The 21,037-nt window shown below is 45.0% G+C and carries 10 protein-coding genes; 1 reads left to right on the forward strand and 9 read right to left on the reverse strand.

Annotated elements, in window-relative coordinates; genetic code table 11:
• The first annotated feature begins 306 nt into the window (after window positions 1-306).
• On the forward strand, window positions 307-2,541 hold the full coding sequence (locus HMPREF1536_RS23380; RefSeq protein ID WP_081693293.1) for a S41 family peptidase: 2,235 nt from the start codon (window positions 307-309) through the stop codon (window positions 2,539-2,541).
• 67 nt (window positions 2,542-2,608) lie between these two features.
• On the opposite strand, the gene HMPREF1536_RS23385 is transcribed toward HMPREF1536_RS23380, so the two are convergent.
• The 9 genes from HMPREF1536_RS23385 to HMPREF1536_RS23425 all read right to left on the reverse strand — a co-directional run bounded on the left by HMPREF1536_RS23385 (window position 2,609) and on the right by HMPREF1536_RS23425 (window position 21,035).
• Entirely contained in the window at window positions 2,609-4,951 is a 2,343-nt protein-coding gene (locus tag HMPREF1536_RS23385) for a glycoside hydrolase family 3 N-terminal domain-containing protein (protein ID WP_028727332.1), read from the reverse strand.
• A gap of 40 nt (window positions 4,952-4,991) precedes the next feature.
• Window positions 4,992-6,377, reverse strand: a complete 1,386-nt coding sequence (locus HMPREF1536_RS23390; protein WP_028727331.1) for an alpha-L-fucosidase — start codon at window positions 6,375-6,377, stop codon at window positions 4,992-4,994.
• Window positions 6,378-6,554: 177 nt separating this feature from the next.
• Window positions 6,555-8,945, reverse strand: coding sequence for a glycoside hydrolase family 95 protein (locus HMPREF1536_RS23395; protein ID WP_081693292.1), 2,391 nt, complete (start codon window positions 8,943-8,945; stop codon window positions 6,555-6,557).
• A 188-nt stretch (window positions 8,946-9,133) separates the two neighbouring features.
• Window positions 9,134-13,963 (reverse strand): InlB B-repeat-containing protein, encoded by a 4,830-nt coding sequence (locus HMPREF1536_RS26780; protein ID WP_028727330.1) that lies wholly within the window; start codon window positions 13,961-13,963, stop codon window positions 9,134-9,136.
• A gap of 225 nt (window positions 13,964-14,188) precedes the next feature.
• The gene (locus HMPREF1536_RS23405) at window positions 14,189-15,844 is read right to left on the reverse strand and encodes a PCMD domain-containing protein (RefSeq protein ID WP_028727329.1); all 1,656 of its coding nucleotides are present in this window, start codon (window positions 15,842-15,844) and stop codon (window positions 14,189-14,191) included.
• Window positions 15,845-15,851: 7 nt separating this feature from the next.
• Window positions 15,852-16,592, reverse strand: coding sequence for a hypothetical protein (locus HMPREF1536_RS23410; protein WP_028727328.1), 741 nt, complete (start codon window positions 16,590-16,592; stop codon window positions 15,852-15,854).
• Window positions 16,593-18,800 (reverse strand): DUF4493 domain-containing protein, encoded by a 2,208-nt coding sequence (locus HMPREF1536_RS23415; protein WP_167331496.1) that lies wholly within the window; start codon window positions 18,798-18,800, stop codon window positions 16,593-16,595.
• Window positions 18,801-18,877: 77 nt separating this feature from the next.
• Complete coding sequence (locus HMPREF1536_RS23420) at window positions 18,878-20,257, reverse strand: DUF4493 domain-containing protein (protein WP_081693290.1); 1,380 nt, start codon at window positions 20,255-20,257, stop codon at window positions 18,878-18,880.
• Window positions 20,258-20,261: 4 nt separating this feature from the next.
• Window positions 20,262-21,035, reverse strand: a complete 774-nt coding sequence (locus HMPREF1536_RS23425; protein ID WP_028727326.1) for a DUF4493 domain-containing protein — start codon at window positions 21,033-21,035, stop codon at window positions 20,262-20,264.
• Window positions 21,036-21,037: the final 2 nt, after the last annotated feature.

A 21,037-nucleotide genomic window follows, 5' to 3' on the forward strand; every position in this document is an offset into this window, starting at 1 on the left:
TGAGAATTATCCCTTTTAAATACTTAAATTTGATAAAGATTTACACTTGCAAAGTAAGGCAAGATCTCATCGGCAACCGATATAACTATCTAACGAACAATGTATAAATTCGGAACTGTTTTCTAAAAAAAGTACGTATTTTGGAACAGAGGAAGAGAACATACTGTTAAGACCACAATAACGAGCTGATTATATGATCATGGCATATATTACACAATCCGTTTTCCATAATAATGTTTAAAGAGGACTCTTTTACCTGGGTATTTATGTATATTGCGACTCTATTCAACCCATAAATCTTCTGTCATGAATAAGACTTATTTACCCTTCTTCTTTCTAATGATTTCTCTTTTTGCCTGCACACACTCAGAAATGAGTCCTGACCAAACCATGTCGTTCAATAATAATCCTTCCGTGAGAAAAGGCCATCTGATCTCTTTTCAAGAAAAGCCTGGATGGTTTGTGCCAAATGGGATAGCAAATATAGATTCGACTGTTTTATATAATGATCAGAAATCACTCCGGTTGGTAAATACACCACAGGATACAACCAAAGTGAATCAGGTCTATTATTGGCTCAATACGGAAATGATTGAAGGAGATTCTATCATATTTTCCGGTAAGTTCAGATACAAAAAAGCGGATAGCACCACAATATATTTTGGTATACAACAACTTAAGACTGATAGCGAACCGGAGAATACCGGCACTGATTTAGAGAAACGCTCCGGTGACTCGGAGTGGGAAGATTTTACCGTTAAAGCAGCAATGTCATCCACAACAACAGGTATTTGTTTCTTTGGCTTTACTACCGGAGATATTGAATTATGGATAAGCGGATGGCAGGCGGAAATAGATAAAAAGCCAATCGGCTCGCAGATCGGTCTTGTTCCTAAAGCAGAGAGTGACAATGGGTTCTATATCGGTTCAACCATCGTCCTGCCGAAACCCTCTGCACAAATGCTGGATAATCTGGAAGTGCTCTGCAAGGTGTGGGGATTTCTCAAATATTATCATCCGGAAGTATGCCGGGGAAATTACAACTGGGATTACGAGCTTTTCAGGGTATTACCGCAAATAGCAAATGCTTCTGACAAGATTCAAAGAAACAGATTACTAAGCGAATGGATCGACCGGTATGGAAAAATAACCGAAGTACAGCCGTATACAATAGATGACCCCGGTCTATATTCACGCATTATCGATCTGAGCTGGATCAATGACCGGGAAATGTTCGACGATAAACTGATCTCAAAACTAAATACGATCAGGGATGCCAAACGTAGTCAGAAATTCAACTATTACATTATTCCCTATCAGTTATACTCTCAAGGTTCCTTCGACCGGGAAAAGGGATATCCCAACATTACATGGGAAGATCAGGGATTCCGCATCCTTACACTCTTCAGGCTTTGGAATGCAATGGAGTATTGTTTCCCTTATGTCGATATGACCGACAAGCCCTGGCATTCGCTGATAAAGGAATTTCTGCCTAAGTTCGTCACACCCGGCAGCAAAGCGGATTACGAACTTGCCATCAATGAACTGGCTGCATGTATCGACGATTCTCATGGCTTTGTCAATATACCTTATTCTGATCTGGATAAAACGATCCTGAAAAGAAAAAACGATAGCTACCATATCCCTGTTACTTTAATGGAATCAAAAAGCGGAGATATCGTAGTAAGAGATACGCGAACTTATGAAATGGAAAGAGGGGATATTATCCGCTCTGTCAACGGAGAAACTGTCGAAGAGTTTATCGAACGGTTTAAGCCTTATATCCCTGCTTCAAATCATTCGGGGCTAGTGAGGAATGTTATCCCCTGGCTTTTACGAACCGACACAAATATAATGAATGTTACTTGTATTCGTAATGGAAAAGAGGTACAACTGGAATTAAAAAACTTCGGACTGAACAAGAGACGTAAACCGCATGAATTAAGCGAGATGAAATATCCGGAAGCTAAAGGTATTGCTTATATCAATGTGACCTCTATGGATGCTCCCCTTATAACTGAGATCATTCAAAAGAATAAAAAGGCTAAAGGGATTATTCTCGATATGAGAAAATATCCCGGGATGTCGGCATTCGGAACGTTATCCCCTTTATTATATCCTACTCCACAGGAATTTATGTGGTTCTCATATAATGAAAAAGCTGCACCAGGCAACTATAAGCTTACTTTCAAATCGAAGGTTGGAACAGATAATCCGGATTATTTCAAAGGGAAAGTAGCCATTCTTGTGAATGAAGGAACACAAAGCCACGGTGAGTTCTCCGCTATGGCTTACCGCAAAGCTCCTCAAAGTGCAATAATTGGAAGTATTACTGCCGGTGCAGACGGTAATGTGGGACACTTTTATCTTCCGGGTAATACTCGTTTTAACTATACGGCACTTGGTGCCTACTACCCGAACTGGGGCATTTGTCAACGTAAAGGAATACATATTGATATTGAAGCCCGTCCGACAAATGAAGAGATACGCAACGGACAGGATGTGTGGATGGAGAAGGCGATCGAGTATATCCTGAAGTAACTTAATCCGCTACCGCATACAACATTAATAATAAACAATGTTTAGTATGCGGTAGCGGGAATTAAATTTATAATGTAAACTCCCCTTTCAGCCGGATATCATCTGAAGCGGCTCCAACCATGACTTTGAAGTCGCCGGGTTCTACTACCTGTTTCATTTCCATATTATAAAGAGATAGTTCCTCTTCGCCTAATGTAAATGTTATTTTCTTACTTTCACCTTTCTTCAAAGGTACACGTTCGAAAGACTTCAAGAGGATCGGAGCCTGGGAAACGGAAGCTACTTTGTCGCAGATATAAAGCTGAACTACTTCTTCGCCGTCACGATCGCCGGTATTGGTAACCGTGCAGCTTACTGTTTGCAGGATGTCTTTGCCATTGCCCTTCTGTATTTCCAGCCCGCTGTAATCGAATTGGGTATAACTCAGGCCATAGCCAAATGCGTAAAGGGGCGTTCCTTCTTCTTCCACATAAGCACGTTGTTTGCCTTGCGAATAGAACAAAGGCAACTGGCCTTCACTGCGGGGAACGGATACAGGCATACGTCCGGCTGGGTTATAATCGCCAAATAAGACATCGGCAATGGCCGCACCGCCCTGTTCACCGGGATACCAAGCGGTGAGTAAGGCCTGTGCTTTTTCCGAAGCCAGATTCATATTCAACGTACGTCCCTGGATATAAACGACTACCAGCGGTTTGCCTGTGGCGGCCACTGCTTCCAGTAACTTCTCCTGATCGCCCAGTAGACGTAAGGTACTACGGTCGTATCCTTCGCCACAATCCATATCCGACAGGATCTGGTTTCCATCGCTTGATACATCGGCTGCACCGGTTCCTATATATTTAGTCTTGAAATCGCGGGCACTGGAACCACCTACCACCAGGACTACTGCATCTGCCGTACGAGCTGCATCCACAGCCGCCGGGATATTACTTGCCGTTACGTCGCGGATGGCGCAACCCTTCACATAATTTACTTTCGTGGAGGGAGAGACAGCTTTTCGTATGCCGTCGAGTACCGTAACGATTTCTTCACGTTCCTGCGGAGCTGTGTAGTCCCCCAACTGGTTATACATCATATCTGCATTCGGGCCGATCACGGCGATGCTTCCGATAGTCTTCTTCAGAGGTAATACTCCGTCGTTCTTTAGCAGGACAATTCCTTCACGGGCTACTTCGCGAGCCAGTTCCTTATGCGCTTTCGATCGTACTAACTGCTCGGCTTGCTCCGGAGAAACGTACGGATTCTCGAATAATCCCATGCGGAACTTCAAACGGAGCACGTTAGCCACTGCCCTATCGAGATCTTCCATTGTGATTAGGCCTTCTTCGTATGCTTTCTTCAGGTTCTTGCCATACGCATTTCCCCCTAGATCCATGTCGAGACCAGCTTTCAATGCCTGAACTGCGGCATCTTTATTATCTTTTGCCACCCTTGCTCCGACAATACCTTCGATACTGGTAAGGTCTGAATAGACAAAGCCTTTAAAGCCCCACTGGTCACGAAGCACATCGGTCAACAGATATTTGTTGGATGTACAAGGAACGCCGTCGATCGTATTATAGGATGTCATAATCGTTCCTACTCCTTCTTCTACAGCTTTCTTGAAAGGAGGCAGATAATCAGAAAACAGCTGGCGCATACCGACATTGGCACGTGCACCGTTATGTCCGGCTTCAGGAATACCGTAAGCAGCAAAATGTTTTAATGTAGAGAAAAGGTGCTTACCGTCATTCTGAGTGTCTCCCTGCATCCCTTTCATAAAGGCTACACCCAGATTAGATGTCAATACCGGATCTTCACCGAATGTTTCTTCCATACGCGACCAACGGGGTTCGCGGGCGATATCCAGTACCGGGCCGTAACCGATGTTAGCTCCCTGCGAACGTGCTTCCAAAGCGATGGCCTCTCCCATGCGGTACATTAACTCTGCATTCCAGGTACTTGCCTGTGACAAAGAAGTCGGGAAGACGGTAGTACCGATCGCCATATGCCCATGCGGACATTCCTCGGCAAACAATACAGGGATTCCGAGACGGGTTTCTTCCACGGCATATTTCTGCAAGGCATTTAGTGCTTTAGCCGATAATTCGGGATTCAGGCCTGTTTCCAACGTTTTCTGTGTCCAGGGATCGGCGCGCAGGACAGCCCAGAATGAACCGATAGGCATCGCTTTCATCCGTTCCTTGTAAAGATCGGAAGCGACTACACCATTCTTTGTTTTAGTGTACATTTCCCAACCCAGCGGACAACAGAGCTGACCGACTTTTTCTTCAACGGTCATGCGTCCTATCAGATCATTTACTCTATCTTCGACAGGAGCCGTAGCCTGTTTATACAACGGTTGCTGAGCCATAGCCTGTCCCGCAAAAGCGATAAGGCCGATAATTAAAGATGTTGTTTTACTCATATAATAACTGCTTGTTTCAAATATATTCTGAATTGAACCTTTATTTCTTTAATGTGAACTGTAAAGCTACCGGTTCGTTCTTCAACCCTTTTGGAAGGGTGACTTTTACTTTACCGTCTTTGCCGGTGTATTTTACCGTTTTGTTGCCTTTCAGCATTTTCATTTTGCCGGTAGGGATATTTCCTGTCCATTCGATCGTTTCAGGAAGGTTTTCGCCATCAGGCAATGCATATATGGCATAGATCGTTTTACCGTCCTTATCAGCAGTGAACCAGACATTTCCATCATTATAAACCGGAGTGATACGTGTATTATAGATGGCTTTCCCGTTGGCTTTCAACCATTCGCCCACCACATGCAGGCGTTCGCTTACAGCCTCTTCAATTGTTCCCTGCGGAGTGGGGCCGACACCCAACAGCAGGCAACCGCCTTTAGCCGTGATCTCAGCCAGCAGGCTGATAACCTTTGCCGGTGATTTGTAAGGAGCATTAGGAACCCATCCCCAGTCGTTACTCAACGTGATGCAACTCTCCCAGGGGTTATTCAACTGGGTTTCGGGAATGCTGCGTTCAGGAGTCTGGTAGTTTTCGTTTCTTCCGCGGATCGTACGGTCTACGGAGATCAGGCCGGGCTGGGTAGAGGTACGCACCTTTGTCAATAACTTATCCAGGTTGACATCATCGCCGGTTACCCAGCCGCCATCCAGCCAAAGGATATCGAACTTACCATAGTCGGTCATCAACTCATCCATCTGGTTGTAAGTAAATTCCTGATAATTCTTCCACCAGTCCGGATGGCGGTCTTTCTTATAATTCTGACGGCGGTTAGGAGTAGCAAAGTAAGGATTCCAGAACCATTCGCAATGCCAGTCCGGTTTGGAGAAATAACAGCCGATCATAAAGTCTTTCTGGCGGAAGGCATCGAACACATGGCGGGCTACATCCTTCCGGGGATCAGTACCAAAGGGGCCGTTCGCTATGGAGAAATCCGTATATTTCGAATCGAACATACAGAAACCATCGTGATGCTTGGTAGTAAAAATCATATATTTCATTCCGGCATCTTGCATGATGTCCGCCCATTTAGCGGGATCGAACTGTGTCGGGTTCAGGGAGTCCTTCAATCCCCAGTACCACTTCTTGTATTCGTTGTACGTCAGATCTTTTTTGCGGGAGATCCAGTCTACGTCTTCGGAGCAGATAGACCACGACTCGACGATTCCGGGAACCGAATAAAGTCCCCAGTGAAACAAAACTCCGAACTTCTGATCCTGCCATTTATCCAGCTTATTCAAAACCTGTTGATCTGCAGGCCATTCATAATCGGTTGAACGTTGGTGGACGAATCCTTGTACTTCTTGGGCGCTTACATTCATAGTCAAAGCGGCGCCAGCTAAACATCCGAATAGTGTTTTCAGGATTTTCATAAAATAATCGTTTTAATTATTGTATAATATTAATTTTTCGTTTAAGTCAAACGGTGTCCGGTATTAAAATATCACGGCAAGGTACAGATAAAATCCCAAATGTCAAAATGTACAGCTGACAATATGTAATAAAAAAAATGTATGGATCAGAAAGATCCATACATCCTTCCATCCTATTTATTCCAAAGAACCATCCAATACGACGGTCTGTCCTTTTGCTAATTTCACTGATTTGACGATGTCGCCATACCGCACCGGGATCGTTTCATCTCCCTTCGTCCGGTCGGCCTTGATCTCTGCTTTAGTCAATTTCCCTCCTTTCCAGAAAATATCGACTTCATATCCACCCCGGGCACGTAAGCCGGTGACGGAGCCGTCCGGATATTTGGCCGGTAAAGCAGGCAGCAGGTTGATCTCGCCGGCATGGCTTTGCAGCAACATTTCGGTGACAGCTGTCGTGATACCCAAGTTACCGTCAATTTGCCAGGAGCCCATGAAGAGACTGGTCAGGTTGGGATGCAGCGCCAAATCGAAATGACGGTCGATCACACGTTGCACGCTGTCGGGCTCTTCGAAACGCGCCCAATAGATTGCCGGGAAAGTGCCTGTCCAGCTACCGCTGTTATAGGAATAGCCGGGACGGCGGTACTCAACGGTCTTGCGGAAAGCCTGAGCCAGTTCGGGAGTGCCGCGCAACGTGATCTGGTTGCCAACGGCAAAAGCCCATCCATGCCCCACCTGTCCGCTGGCCGGATCAGAAGGTTCCCAATCGTCGTTCCATTCCTGTAGCTGACCGGTTCGCGGGCTGATCTTCATCGGAGCCAGCTTGGCATACGCTTTCGCGACCTCCTCCTTAAATGCGCCATCATCCAATATCTCTGCGGCATTCATCGTATTCTCAAACAGGGCGCGGACGATCTGCATATCCTGAGCCGAGCCAACACAAGCCCACCCGGTTTCTCCATTCGGCTTCACATAACCGTTTTCAAACGATTCGGAAGGGATAGTTACCAGGTAACCGTCTTTATCTGTCTGAAGGTTATCCAGATAAAACAGAGAGGCATTCTTCAACAGGTCATAATTCTTCTTCAGAAAATCTTTATCGAGCGTAAAAAGGTAGTGTTCCCAGATATGCTGGCAAAGCCATGCTCCGCCCACCTGGAACAAAGAGTATAGCCCGGTTCCTCCCACCATCCAGGTCGTACGCCAGATATCCAGGTTATGATGTGCCACCCAGCCACGCGAGTTGTATAAGTTTGCGGCCGTTTTCGCTCCGTCTACCGATGCTTCCCGTATCATGTCGAACATCGGGGCATGACATTCGGAGAGGTTCGTGATCTCTGCCGGCCAGTAGTTGATCTCGGCGTTGCAGTTGATCGTCCAGTTGGCACTCCAGGCAGGTTGCATATCCTGATTCCAGATGCCCTGCAGGTTCGATGGTTGCGATCCGGGACGGGAAGCCGAGATCAGCAGGTAACGTCCGAACTGGAAATAAAGGGCTGTAAGAGCCGGATCGTCACCGGGTTTGTAATTGGCGATCCGTTCGTTGATCGGCAAAGAGGCTTCAGGTGATTTCCCCAGATCGATACTGACACGGCCAAAAAGAGAGGAATAGTCTGCCACATGCGATTGGTACAGGCTTTCATACTCTTTCGTTTTCAATTGGGAAATATACTTTTCGCAGGCGGCTTTCTCATCCCTGCCATTCGCATAAGGGTCTTTATCAAAGCCGTTAAAGCTGGTCGCAGCCACAAAAGTCAAGGTGGCTGACGAGGCATCTTTCACATGCAACCGATCTCCGGCTGCCGTCATTTCACCATCCGACTGCTTCACCTGCAAACGCCCCTCAAAGCGCATGCCTTTTCCCTCCATATAAACGGGAGAATGTACTCCCGTATAATTGGGGTCGGTATGGAAAGGAGCCTGCCCGTTGATCACTACCTGGTCACCATCGGTCTTTGTCTGATGGTTGACCTGGCTTCCCAGGCCGGCTGTGAACGCTATTGCCTTCTTTTTATCTGCCGAGACATTCATCACGATGGCCTGGTCGGGAAAAGAGGCGAACAGTTCACGCTTATAGTTTACCCCGTTCCGGGAATAGGTGATCGTGACCACTCCCCTGTTCAGATCGAGCTCCCTTCTGTAGGCCGAGACGTCTCCGTCGCCGTCCCACTCGAGCAGGATGTCGGCCAACGGCATATAATTCTGATTCCACGGCCCCAGCATATTGGCATCGATCACTTTCTGGGCTTCCAGATTCTTTTCCTCCAATAACAGCCGGCGTATTTCAGGAAGACATTTGTAAGCCCCCGGCCGTTGCAGGTCACGCGGTTCGCCGCTCCAGAAAGTATCATCGTTGGTTCGTATCGTATCCTGTTTCACACCTCCATAGATCATACCTCCCAAACGTCCATTGCCGACGGGAGTCGCTTCATACCAGGAAGCGGCAGGCTTATCCATATAAAAGATAGTGGAAGAAGGGATGTCTGCCGGAGACTGTTTGTCCGTACAGGTAATCAATGTTGCCGGCATAAGGCAACAAATCATTGTCAAGAAAGAGTTTTTCATAATATCCGATCTTTAAAATTAAGAACTAACCACCTTATTAACAGGCGAGAACGACACAAAGATAAGATTTGTACCAATACAACTACCGATTTCATCAACAAAATACATTAAAGTTTCCTTTTAAGGAAAAAGCAGCCAGAGTTTGTATCATTCAACTCTGACTGCTCTCATATGTCTTTAATTCAAATTTATCGAATAATTATTTTTTGGGTTACCGTATTTCCTACTTTAATCAAATAACAACCTTCCGGCAAAGCATGTGAAGAACATCCTTCCGGAATCCTTTTCTCTAAAAGCATCCGTCCCGATAACTCCCAAACTCTTAAAAAAGTATCTTCCGCAGTTTCCACATACAACCTGCCGGACAAAACATACATTCGTATTGCGGACAAATGAATATTTTCATTTGCCACGGCCATATCTCTCCGCATAAACACAGCCTGCAAACTCACATCCCCATTGACCGCATAAGGATACGGGTTCAAGGTATTCCCATCATCCCACTTCACAAAGATATTTCCCGGATCAGGAGTAGCCAAGAAAGTCACCCGGCTACCATATTTCACCTTTCCGGAAGGACTGACCGATGCTCGCCCACCCTCCGGCATTAAACATTCCACTTCGTAAGTATCAAGTTTCAAACCATCGATTTCAATTTTCACCTCTTTTTCCACATTGGTAAGAGAATAGACCAAAGTATGACTTTTACTGGCGGCACGCATGGACAATCCCTCTTCCAATAACTTGCCGTTAGCGGTGACCTTCACCTCGCTTTGACTGTATCCGGGCAGAAGCACGACTTTGAACGGCATCTTGCCCCCTACCTCAACCGAATGTACATCCACCTGCACGCCGACACCTGCACCGACCACGTTCGGGAGTTGTATCTTGGCGTAGTCACCTTTTCCAGATCTCGGCTGGAACAATGGCAGTAATCCGGAAGCCTCACGAACCGTTACGATACGCGGGTTATCACTATTCCCGTCATTCCATTTGTAGAAATACTGTCCGTCAGGAGCCGTTGCCAACAGGGAGATCATCGACTCCGGATAGAGCCGGGCTTTCATCGCATCCGTCGCCGTCGCAATGTCAACGGCTGATACATGCTCTGCCAACTTCAATTTCACACTGTCCTTCACGACTCCTTCCAGCGAGATGGAATAGTTCCCGGCAATCCGATACAGGCTATACACACCTTCCTCATTCGCCGTCAACTCCACTCCGTTCGCCTTGACGATCAGATTCTCTCCATGATATCCATCTGCAAAACGCAGGTAGAAATGGAACTTACCACCTTGCAGTACTTCGGTCGAATAACCGGACAACGGTTTGACCGCCACACCTTCCAATACAGGAAGGGTAATCGTAAAATATTTGGCATCCGGCACAAAGACAGCCTCCAATGTCGTATCGCTCGTTATCGTGAAAATGCCCGGATTGGCCTGGCTTCCGTTCTTCCAACCTCCGAACTTATAGTTCAGGTCGGGCACGGCCGTTACTGAAATCTGCTTAGAACAAGGCAACGTAAGCGAACCATCGCTACCGTCTTCCGTAAAATGAATATGACCTCCCTCCGCTGCTTGTTCCAAAGTAACTGTATAAGTCACGCTTTCCAATCCCTTCACCGTAATCTTCACATCCTTGGAAGCGCCTTCCACGCGATAAATGCCGTTAGCGTTTGCCGTCAATACGGAATCGTTTGCCAATACGGTCATCGAATCCAACGACTGGAAATAGTTCCTGTCTACTTCTAAAGAGAATTCAAACGCACCTCCGAAAGCGATTGCCGAAACCACCTCACCTCCCAACGGATTGATGGCGGTAATGCCAGCCGGCAAATCGAAGGTAACCAGTAGTTTCTTCACACCGAATCCCATATCCCGCACGGTCACTCCGTCTTTATAACCCTCCTTGACTGCAAATGCTTTCAGGGTAATGAGTTGCTTTGCATCGGTGCTCACCTCGAAAGGTTCTTCATAAAGCCGTTTCGGACTGTCACTGATCGAATAATAGAGTGTCGTGTTTTCATCCGTCTTTTTGAGAGTTACTTTCACAACTGTTCCCGTAAGCATATTGTCGGTGTTTTCCGGGTCGGTGATGATCTCCGGCGCGGAAGCTACCGTACGCGCATCTTCAAAGATGGCGGAGATATACAAGTCGTTTGCAGGCATTTTGATGGTCTGAGGGCTGGTGGTGTATGTCTTTCCACCGATCGACAAGGCTTTCAGGCCATACTTCGCATCCGTAGGCGTTGCCGTGATCGTGATCTCCACGCCTTCCCCGACCTTGTCGCCCGAAACCAACAGGTCTCCTCTCCGCTTTACCTCGATCTTTCCGTTTTCCGGTTGGGTAAAGCGAACCATATAACCAGGTTTCCAGGTGGCATAGAATGTCTTGTCGCCCGATTCACCCTTTTCAATCTTCGTTACAGGTCCCACCGTCAACATATCGTCGGCATACCAACCGGCAAATGTAAATCCGGGACGGATAGCATTCGTCGGCAACTGTTTCGACTCTTCTGTCGTATAGGTATCATCGGGCAATTCTTCCCCGTGAAACATATCGTAATGGATCTTGTAGTGCTTCGGTCCCCATTTGGCGTATAAGGTGAGGTCGCCGCCAATACTTCCGGATGTATTTTTATCATACGGCTTAGTAAAACCGGCATCCACAAACCAACCTTCAAAATCGTAGTTCGTCTTATAAGTACGCTTATCTATTTCAATCGGTTGTCCATACGTAAACGGGAAACTACCCTTGATTTCGGAACCGCCATTCGTTACGAACGACAAATGATATATTTTCGGTGTCCATCGGGCATAAAGGGTTTTATCACCGGTTTCGTAATAAAACACATTCTCCATATATTTCGTTCCCCCTTCATTCGCGGTGAACCATCCGACAAAATCATAATGTTCTTTCTTCGGCTCAGGTAGTGTAACAACCTCTGCCACGGTGTATGTCTTTTTGACATCAGCAGGAAGAGTTCCTCCATTTGTTACATAAGCAAGTTTATAATCACAAGCTTTCCAATGCGCATAAAGAGTTATCTTTTTCTTATCTGGTCCCGGTTGCGCAGCAATTGAAGTATACTTGTTTCCTCCTTCAGGTTGATCGAACCAACCCAAAAACTCCCAACCTCTTCTTTCTGTTTTAGGCATTTTATTTTCCGGTACACCGTTTTCCAAACTATAATCTTCACTACGTACAGCACTTCCACCTCTTGGTAAAAACAAAATATCATAGTTAGCCTCTTCCCATTTGGCATATAACCGGATTGTCACCTTTGATTCATCCGTTGAAGAAGTTGTCCCCATCTTTTTATCTATCGGGAAGGTTGTAATTCTTTCATCTTCGTTATATTCTGTATTGGGGAACCAACCTTTAAACGCATATCCTTCTTTCCATACCGATTCTCCGGCAAGCCATGTGAGTCCACCTATTTTGTCTGATGTGTACTGAATTGACGGTCGATCCATCTGCCCTCCTTGGGGATCATATTGAATTGTAAATTCAATCAATTTCCAAGATGCATATAGATTCATACTTTCAGTTCCGGGAGAAACAGATTCAACCAATGTTCCATCCTTTTGTTTCCAGCCTGTAAAAACACGATCTTGTTTCTCCGGCTTTGGCAAAACCGATATACCCTTCTCTATATCGCGTGTATAATTGTCGTATATCTGATATTTCGTATCCCCATCATAAAAATCCACCTCATACGGTTCCGGGCTCCACTTGGCGTAAAGGCGTAAAGGGTTACCATAGAAATTTTTATTCAACTCTGTTATTTGAGAACCACTGAAATTCTTATTGTCAAACCAACCTTCGAATTTATAGAAAGGTTTTATGGGTCTTTCAAAAGTAAAAACTGTCTCAACGGTATATGTATCCGGATTATTTGATTCTTTTTGCCCGCCGTTGCGTTCATATATAATGGAATATTCAATAGGAGTAAAATGGGCTGTAAAACTCAGATGCCCAGTCGTATCTTGAATAGTCGTATTTTCCACGATATTCTTGTCAACATTCCTTTCACCATAATGCCAATGCGCAAAGTTATAATGCTCTTTACTCAAAGTTTTTAAACTAAAAGGAAGTGTTTCAACGGTATATTCTGTTGGAGTGATTCCACTTGTTATCTCTGTTTCACCGTCAAAATAGGTGACATTATATGTGATTGGTTTGATTTCGACAGTACCTTTAATCGATGTTTTTGAATTATCCGCGTCACTACCATTTATACCATAACCGGGAACAAATATTTTCGAAAATTCAACATCTGAATCAATGGCTCTCTCCCCAGTTGCACAACTAGCTCCAAATTTTCCTCCTTTTATTTGGACATTTCCTCCTTTTTTCTCTAATGCATGAGCTGAAATAGTTCCACTTTTCGCGTAAATATAACCATCAAAAACATTCAATGCACCTCCAACAATTTTTAATGCTACAGAAGAATTTATAGAACGTTCATTTCTAATCGTTCCCCCATTAATATTAATAGTTCCTCCTTGTACTTCTAAAGCCTCTTTAGAACCCTCACTCGAAATATCTCCTGAAAAAATATTTACACAACCACCAGTTATAGTAATAGCAGCATATTTTTCACTATAAATGTTCGCTTTAACATTCAAAGTACCTCCATTTACCCATATCGTTGAATTTCCATCAGTACCTTGATTATAAACACTACCATTCCCTTGTATTGTTAAAGTTCCTTTTTCTATATCAAATATGTCAATTTTATTACGATTTCCTAATTTCCATATATTATAAATATTATGCTCATTTAATTCCAACACAATATCACCATCCGCCTTTATCGTAATTGTCTCCGTTAACTCCACATTTCCAGTCAACGTCACCTTATTTCCACTCCAATTAGCTTTACCTTTAAAACCATTTGCACTTGCTAACCCTTCAGCCGAACTTACATCTACAGCCTCAGCCATCCCAGCCAACATCATCATCCCAGCCAACAGTACACCTTTTATCCACCAATTGATTACTCTATTCATGGTCATATCGTTTGTCCTTTCCCTCCGAACCACGTTTCCAAATCTTCCACGTTTTCGGGTATATTTAATTTTTAATCTGAATTCAACCTATTTCCATCCTACCTGTCAAACAGTCCTTTACCCTGTCGGCAAGCAGTGTAAAAACTACTTATTAAGTAGACAGACCCTCTACTTATCGAGTAGATTTGGGCTTACTCGATAAGCAGATTATTTATCCATTGCCAATTACTCAAACACCAACTCCAACTCATCCAACAGCAACACGCTGCTCGTGCTTCCCGTAAAGAAATCGCCATATTTGCTGGCGGAGGCTACGATGAGAATGTATGTCGGTTTAGTTGTCTGGTCGCAATATTCCAGGTCGATACGGAACTGGATATAATCCTTTACCGTTTCACCCTGTATGAGTTGCCCGAAAGCGACAAGGTTTTCATTGTTCCAGGTCAGATCGACAAACGTTCCCGTATTGGTATTGACCTGAAAAGGAGCCGTCCATCCAGAAAACAATGCCATATAAATATGGCAGGAATCACGCCGCCCCGCCAAATCCAGATAAGGAGCTTTCGTCTTGTCGATCACGCCAGAATTATACTTATAATATCCTTTCAATGCCGAAGGACGACCCGTATAAGGACGACCGAAATTCAAAGAAGCACCGCTCAGTCCCTCCACCTTGCCGAATGTTCCCGTATAAAGACTACCAGCCGCGAAGACACCCGCCACCGTCTTACTTTCCAGACGTGCCGCCTTGCCTCGAACCACATCGCTCGTCTCCGGCGAAGTCGGATTGGCTTCCCCTACCGCATTGGAACCTTTGTTTCCAGAATCCCAAAAATAATTCTCCGGTTCCAGATCCAGATTGGCATACCAACTTTTTCCGTCTTTATACCAATCGTCCAAAGAAAGGTTCGGGATCAATTGGATAGGTTCCGTCTCGAATGTTTTCACATCTTCCGTGACGCCATCGACAGTCAATTCATATTCATAGACCTTGCCCGGTTGGAGATGCGTGAATTCCAACGTAAAGTTGCCCGCTTCATCGATATCGATCTCGCTCGAAAGCACATTTTCCCAGCGGTCATTCGTATCCGCCTTAGTCTCCACTTCCTGCTTCATCCGATAGCGAGCGGAAACCATGCCCGTCCGTGTATTTCCCATAACACAAGCATGCTTTGCCCAAGCCGACACTGAAGTGAAAGACATTCCCGCCGGCGGATAGGCGACACTGACCGTCCACTCCTCCGTCTCGCCGAAAGCGGTAAACAGGAAGGTACGGGGACGTGTAAAGTCGGTAACCGACTTCAGATCGGGCATAACCGTTGCCGTCGAACCACCCAGGCTCAACGTTTCAATCTCAATATTGCGCAAAGAAGGTTGCAAAAGCGAGTCTACATATACAATTACATTGTGCGTATTCTTATCGATCAACGCACTACCCAACTGATTTTTCACCGTCACCTGTTGTTGGATATCATGCTCTACCGTCACTTTCCACGGATAATCCTGATAAAGACGAAGGATAAAAGAGACAGGCTTCTTAAAATTCATTCGCGTATCTGCCGTAGGCGGCAAGCTGTCCACATGGACAAAGCCGGTATCCGGGAAATGCGCAAAGTCGAAACACGCCTTTTCGTCGGGGATCACCGTCATGCCGTCTGTCACAATCATTTTCTCAATTTTAAGATTGGCCAAGTCCAGACTATCCGCAACCTTGACGGCAATCGCAGCCGCCCCTTTGTCTATCTTCATCTGAGTCTGCCCCTGCAAGGCAAACTCATTGATTTCCCCCACGATCGTAGGATAAGGCAAATCGTTCTTCACACATCCTGCCAAAAGAACAAGAATAACCCCAAATAGTATGAAATGCTTTACTTTCTTCATAAATCAGTTACAAATAAAAGACTATGCCGAGATCTACGGACAGCAGATTGATCTTGAAATTTGCCGAACTGGAAGTACGTTTGCCTTTATATACCTGATCACGCGTCTGATCGTACCAGTTAAAATTAAGGCCTGCCACACTGACGGAAGCTTCCACGGCTGCAAAATCATTGACGAATACAGTGATACCGGGTGCTACACCGATATTCAGGTTATGTTTCAACTGGTATAAGCCGGAGAGGTCGACTCCCGTTCCGGAACTTCCATTGCTTTCGGAATAGCCATACGATACCCTTGCCTCGTTGAACAACCCGAACCGTTTGCTATCGCCCAAATTCAGGTAGGTACGTAAAAAGACCGCAGTAGTAAACGTATTGGAAGTACTGTTATAGTCGCTGACATCAAAACTCAAATCATCCCCCAACTCCAAAGACAGGTTATTCAGGTTCGTCACGGTACGCCCATAAGCAAAGCGTCCTCCGATACTGATATTGTCGCGTATGAAATAGCTGACCAAAGGTGTCACCTTGAATGTATATCCATCGCTCGTTATATCTTTCAGTACGGAAAGAAATTCAAAATTATCGTCCACATGCTCGGAGTATGAGAACGTTGTACCTACCATCCATTGCCCTTTCGGGATAAAGGTCTTCATGACAATCCCACGGTCGTACTTGTTTTTCTTTGCTTGGACGGGCAAAGAAAAACAGAGGACGGATAGGAACAGGAAAAAAAGATGTTTTTTCATTTATTCGTTATTAATTGGATTCACGGGAACTTCTTTATATTCCGTTTCTTTCAAACATTCTTGATTATAATCGTAAGACAAACTAAATTCGTCAACATACATGACACTGCTCGTCGAACCGGTAAACACATCGCCATCTTTACTTGAAGAAGCCATGATGATAATGTATATAGGGGTTCCGGGAGAAGGCATCTTCCCTTGATAATACGTCAATGGTATAGAAAATTCCGTATATGTGTCCACATTTTCCGTTATTATCTTTTCACCATAGGCAAAAATACCTTCTGAGTTTTTCCTAAACTTATTGTTTTCACTATCTGCCTCTTTAGTCAAGGATTTTACACTTATCTTCTGAGTAGATAAAGCGATGCTTATTATACCTTTATCTAATTCTGAAGATGTTGTTCCTGCATTATTTTTCCAATTAATTGTACCCGGTTCATATTTATACCAACCATTCAATGAAACAGGGAAACCCTTGTAAGATTGCCCATACAAAAGTTCAGCTCCTTTTTGCCCTGCATACTCTACAATTCCTGAAAATATACTACCGGCAGAAAAAGCCCCCATACCTGCAGCACCTGCCCACGTAGAAGCCAAATAGGCCGCTTTTTTTGAAGATTCCACAGGAGCTGTTTCCGTTGTTTCTTTTGTAAGAACAGGCTTACCACTACCGACAATCGCTCCTCTATTTCCAGATTCCCAATAAATCGCACCAGAAGAACCTGCATTTGGAGAGACGTAAGTTTTTTTACCACCTACCAATGGTGCATCAACTTCTCCTTCCCTTGTTCCCCAATCTTCAAAACCTAAATTCGGAACCACCGAAGCCGTCTCAACCTTGAACTCCACAGCTCCACATGCCATCGCCGGATCCTGTACTGAAGCCAATTTATACGAATAAGTAACATCAGGCTTCAACCCTATAACCAACGCCGATACATTCCCTTCATCCGTACGCTTTACACCTTTAATATCAATATTTAAACCATCAGATGATGTCAATTGGAAATAAGCAGTCTCATCAACAGTAATCCCCCGAAGCACAGCAAAAGTCGTCCAACAAATGGGGGCCTCGACAGCAGCTGCTACATTCGGCATGATTTTAATCGTAAACGATGCTTCTTTTTCCTGGTTACGGTCATCTACGAAAATTACCTTGAAAGGATGCTCCGTCGGTTTGTCGTTTACAGCCTTCAAATGTGATAACAATCCGGACAAATCCCAGGTACAATCTACAAAATCGGCACTTTCTTCTAACTTCGGTGTCGGAGGATTACCAAGTCCTAATGCCTGTGCAGAAGTTGCACTTTGCGGATCCATCAAATCAAACTTGCTCAAACCGGCCTCTACAAATACAGGTGAAGTTGTTTCAACCAATACTTTTGAGAATTTGGTTTTCGTACCAACTTTATAAGTAAGCCCTATTTGCGGCATTGTCTCTGAATTTTCCCGAAAAGAGAATACTCCATTTACAAAATTATCGCTCAAAGAAAAAGAGGAAACTCCCACACCAAACAAATTTTCTTCCCGTATAAAAATATCATACGTTATTTCGTCATGTTCCTCATCAATCGTTACATCAAAATCAGCACCTGCTTCCTGATCTCCTCCACCAGGATTAGCCACCCCTATATTGAATCTATAATGATGCTGAGGCTGCACATCCGGACATATCTTCCGAATCACAAACTCATTACCATCCCGGTTCACCAGTTTTAGCGACATAGTCAGTTCCTCAGGTGTAAAATAACCGGAACGATATTCATCGCGGGTAAATGTCAAAGATCCAGAAGAGTTGCTTATTGTTGTCCCGTAGTGAGAAAAATATTTTTTCATATCCTCAGTATACGACACCGACACTTTCGTATTGGAAATCTTACAAACCACTTGCGCACTGGTGATCTCCCCTTGTTTGACTTCAACCTCTTCTTCTCCTCGATACAAAGGGGTTTCCCAACCTGCCTCACCAGTATGATTCGAACTGACGGCAACAATATATTTTCCCACGGGAAGCGTCATCCGCTGATCTTTTACATCCGATAGATAATCTTTATATGTATTGACCGTATCCCGATTCATATCCAACACATCTACCCGAAGCGACTCGAAAGTAACTCCCGTTTGCGCCTTGGTATACAAGGTCGCATCTTCCTCTACATTCAAATAAAGGACACCGGTCAGACATAAACTATTCTTATCTTCCACACAAGACCCCAATAAGCCGGCCAACAGGTAAACCGTAATATATTTTATAGCACCAGTAAATAACTTCATTTCCATAATTATTTTTTATTCAAGACAATGGTTGCTTGATCCTCTTTCTGGTTTTTATCTCTTATCTTTATTCTGAAAGAGTTGTTACTGTCCAACATTTCCAAGAAAGGAGAAATATCAAACTTCAGTTTTCCCTTTTCTCCCCTACCGGGCACTATCAATTCCTTACCCATTCCGGAAAGAATACCATTAACCTCTGCCAAAGAAGAAGAATCCAACAAATCCAATGGTAGTTTTATATCTTTTCCAATCGAAACATCCACCGTCAGAGCATCCAGTCCGGTTGGCAGATATAAATAAACCACAGCACTCTTTGTTTTAGAAGTAATCGTTTGAGGCATACTCACATCAAAAGCTTTTCCTTCAATCGTACCGGTTATCTCAGGATCAGCAGTAGACGGTTCTCCCTCTCCCGGCTCATTCCCACCAGGCGTATCCGGCACATCCGGCTTATCCACCTCCACGAAATCGGAAGGCACCTCTATTATATAGTTCTTTTCAACCAACGATACATCCACCTTGATGGTCGGAGCGGAAGAAGGATATTCCGGTTCTTCAGGATCTGTCGGTCCTTCCGGTTCATCTGGTTCCGAAGGTTCATCCGGTCCCGGGTTGTCGGGATTGTCTGGATCCGAAGGTTCACCTGGTTCATCCGGTCGGGCGTCAATAGCGTCTAGTTTGATATACAAATTGTTATGTTCCTTGATCTGTTCGTCTTTCGACAAGTCGCACGAATAGGTATAGGATTCCCCTTTATAGGTTGTCGTATAGATTGTAAAGCGTAACGTCCCGGTATTTCGGAGATAGGCGGAACGCAACTCGTCCGATGAGATCGTTAAGACCCCCGTCCCGTTGTCCACCACGATCGTATAATCACTTCTAAAACTGTCGAAGAACTGGTCGGAAAGGTCGAACTGAACTTTCTTGTTCGATAAACGACAATTCGCTTCGATCTTCACCACTTCCTTGGCAGAAACCACGCAAGTCGTATCTCCTTCATAGTAGGGAGTATCGAAACCGGCATCCGGATCGTCGCCGCTAAAAGCCCGAATCGTATATTTGCCGGCAGGCAACAACAATTCTCCATCCGCCTTCAATGCTGCATACGAATCGTAGCTTTTCACCACCTGCCCCACGCTGTCGAGTATCGAGACACAGAAATCGTCCGTAGCCAAATATATATCCTCATTCTCCGTCTCCCCTTTCGTCCCAGGCACGGCTGCTTCCCGTTCCGCTACTACATGAAGATCCAGCAGGCCGACATTTTCCGGCACACCCTCTTCTTCATTCCCTTGCCCCTGTCCGAACAAATCCTTTTTCATCTCGCATGAGACGAAAAGCAGCAGGCAACACAACGCCCAATATGTAATCGGTTTTACCATACTCATTCTCCTATTCCATTAATGCACTTCTTAAAGATACCGTCTCCGGCTGGTCGCCCGCATCCAGGCGGATGATATAATACTCGCCCGTCTTAGGCGCATTCCCTTGGTTCGTGATCCGCCAAACACGTTCCGGATAATCCCTACCGCCCATCTTCATGGTCACTCTCACGACCAATTCATCACAACCTTTCAAGAAATAAGCCGGATTCATTTCGTCTTTCGAGAACTCATACGAAGCTTCGCCGTTCGACACGTTCACCTTATAATCATAGTTTTCAGACTCCGTTTCCAGCAACTCCTGAAACTGTTCGGACAAAGCCAGCTCTACCCCCAAGCTTTCATAGACACATTTCAAAGTCACCTGTGTAGTTCGCTTCTCCTCTATCACAAACGGATGGCTTTCGCCCTCCACTTCAAAGTAAGGATTCTTGGAAACCGCTACCCCGTCAGGCTTGAACGAAGAGGCAAACGCCGTGTAATTGCCGGTTGGCAGAATAACAGGTAACCCTTCATCGCGCATGGCTGTCAACGAGGCGAACTCTTTGGCGACTTCTCCTTTGCCATTCAATATCTTAATATAGAAATCATCCGCCGAAACATCACTGAAATCGGCTGACCGCGTGATCAGCGGTATCACCTGTTCCGTAGACATATTGGCAGCCACGTTCAAGCCACCCGCATTATCCGGAAAAAAAGGCGTGCCATCGTCCTCATTTTGACTGCAACTTGCCGTACACAACAAAACAAACGACCATAAAATAGATACTATATTCTTTTTCATCT

It is taken from the genome of Parabacteroides gordonii MS-1 = DSM 23371, assembly GCF_000969825.1.
Lineage (GTDB): Bacteria > Bacteroidota > Bacteroidia > Bacteroidales > Tannerellaceae > Parabacteroides > Parabacteroides gordonii.

What these genes read in the sequence shown, in the direction of transcription:
- HMPREF1536_RS23380 (WP_081693293.1), top strand. Translation starts at nt 307, where the DNA reads ATGAATAAGACTTATTTACCCTTCTTCTTTCTAATGATTTCTCTTTTT.
- HMPREF1536_RS23385 (WP_028727332.1), bottom strand. Translation starts at nt 4,951, where the DNA reads ATGAGTAAAACAACATCTTTAATTATCGGCCTTATCGCTTTTGCGGGA.
- HMPREF1536_RS23390 (WP_028727331.1), bottom strand. Translation starts at nt 6,377, where the DNA reads ATGAAAATCCTGAAAACACTATTCGGATGTTTAGCTGGCGCCGCTTTG.
- HMPREF1536_RS23395 (WP_081693292.1), bottom strand. Translation starts at nt 8,945, where the DNA reads ATGAAAAACTCTTTCTTGACAATGATTTGTTGCCTTATGCCGGCAACA.
- HMPREF1536_RS26780 (WP_028727330.1), bottom strand. Translation starts at nt 13,963, where the DNA reads ATGAATAGAGTAATCAATTGGTGGATAAAAGGTGTACTGTTGGCTGGG.
- HMPREF1536_RS23405 (WP_028727329.1), bottom strand. Translation starts at nt 15,844, where the DNA reads ATGAAGAAAGTAAAGCATTTCATACTATTTGGGGTTATTCTTGTTCTT.
- HMPREF1536_RS23410 (WP_028727328.1), bottom strand. Translation starts at nt 16,592, where the DNA reads ATGAAAAAACATCTTTTTTTCCTGTTCCTATCCGTCCTCTGTTTTTCT.
- HMPREF1536_RS23420 (WP_081693290.1), bottom strand. Translation starts at nt 20,257, where the DNA reads ATGAGTATGGTAAAACCGATTACATATTGGGCGTTGTGTTGCCTGCTG.
- HMPREF1536_RS23425 (WP_028727326.1), bottom strand. Translation starts at nt 21,035, where the DNA reads ATGAAAAAGAATATAGTATCTATTTTATGGTCGTTTGTTTTGTTGTGT.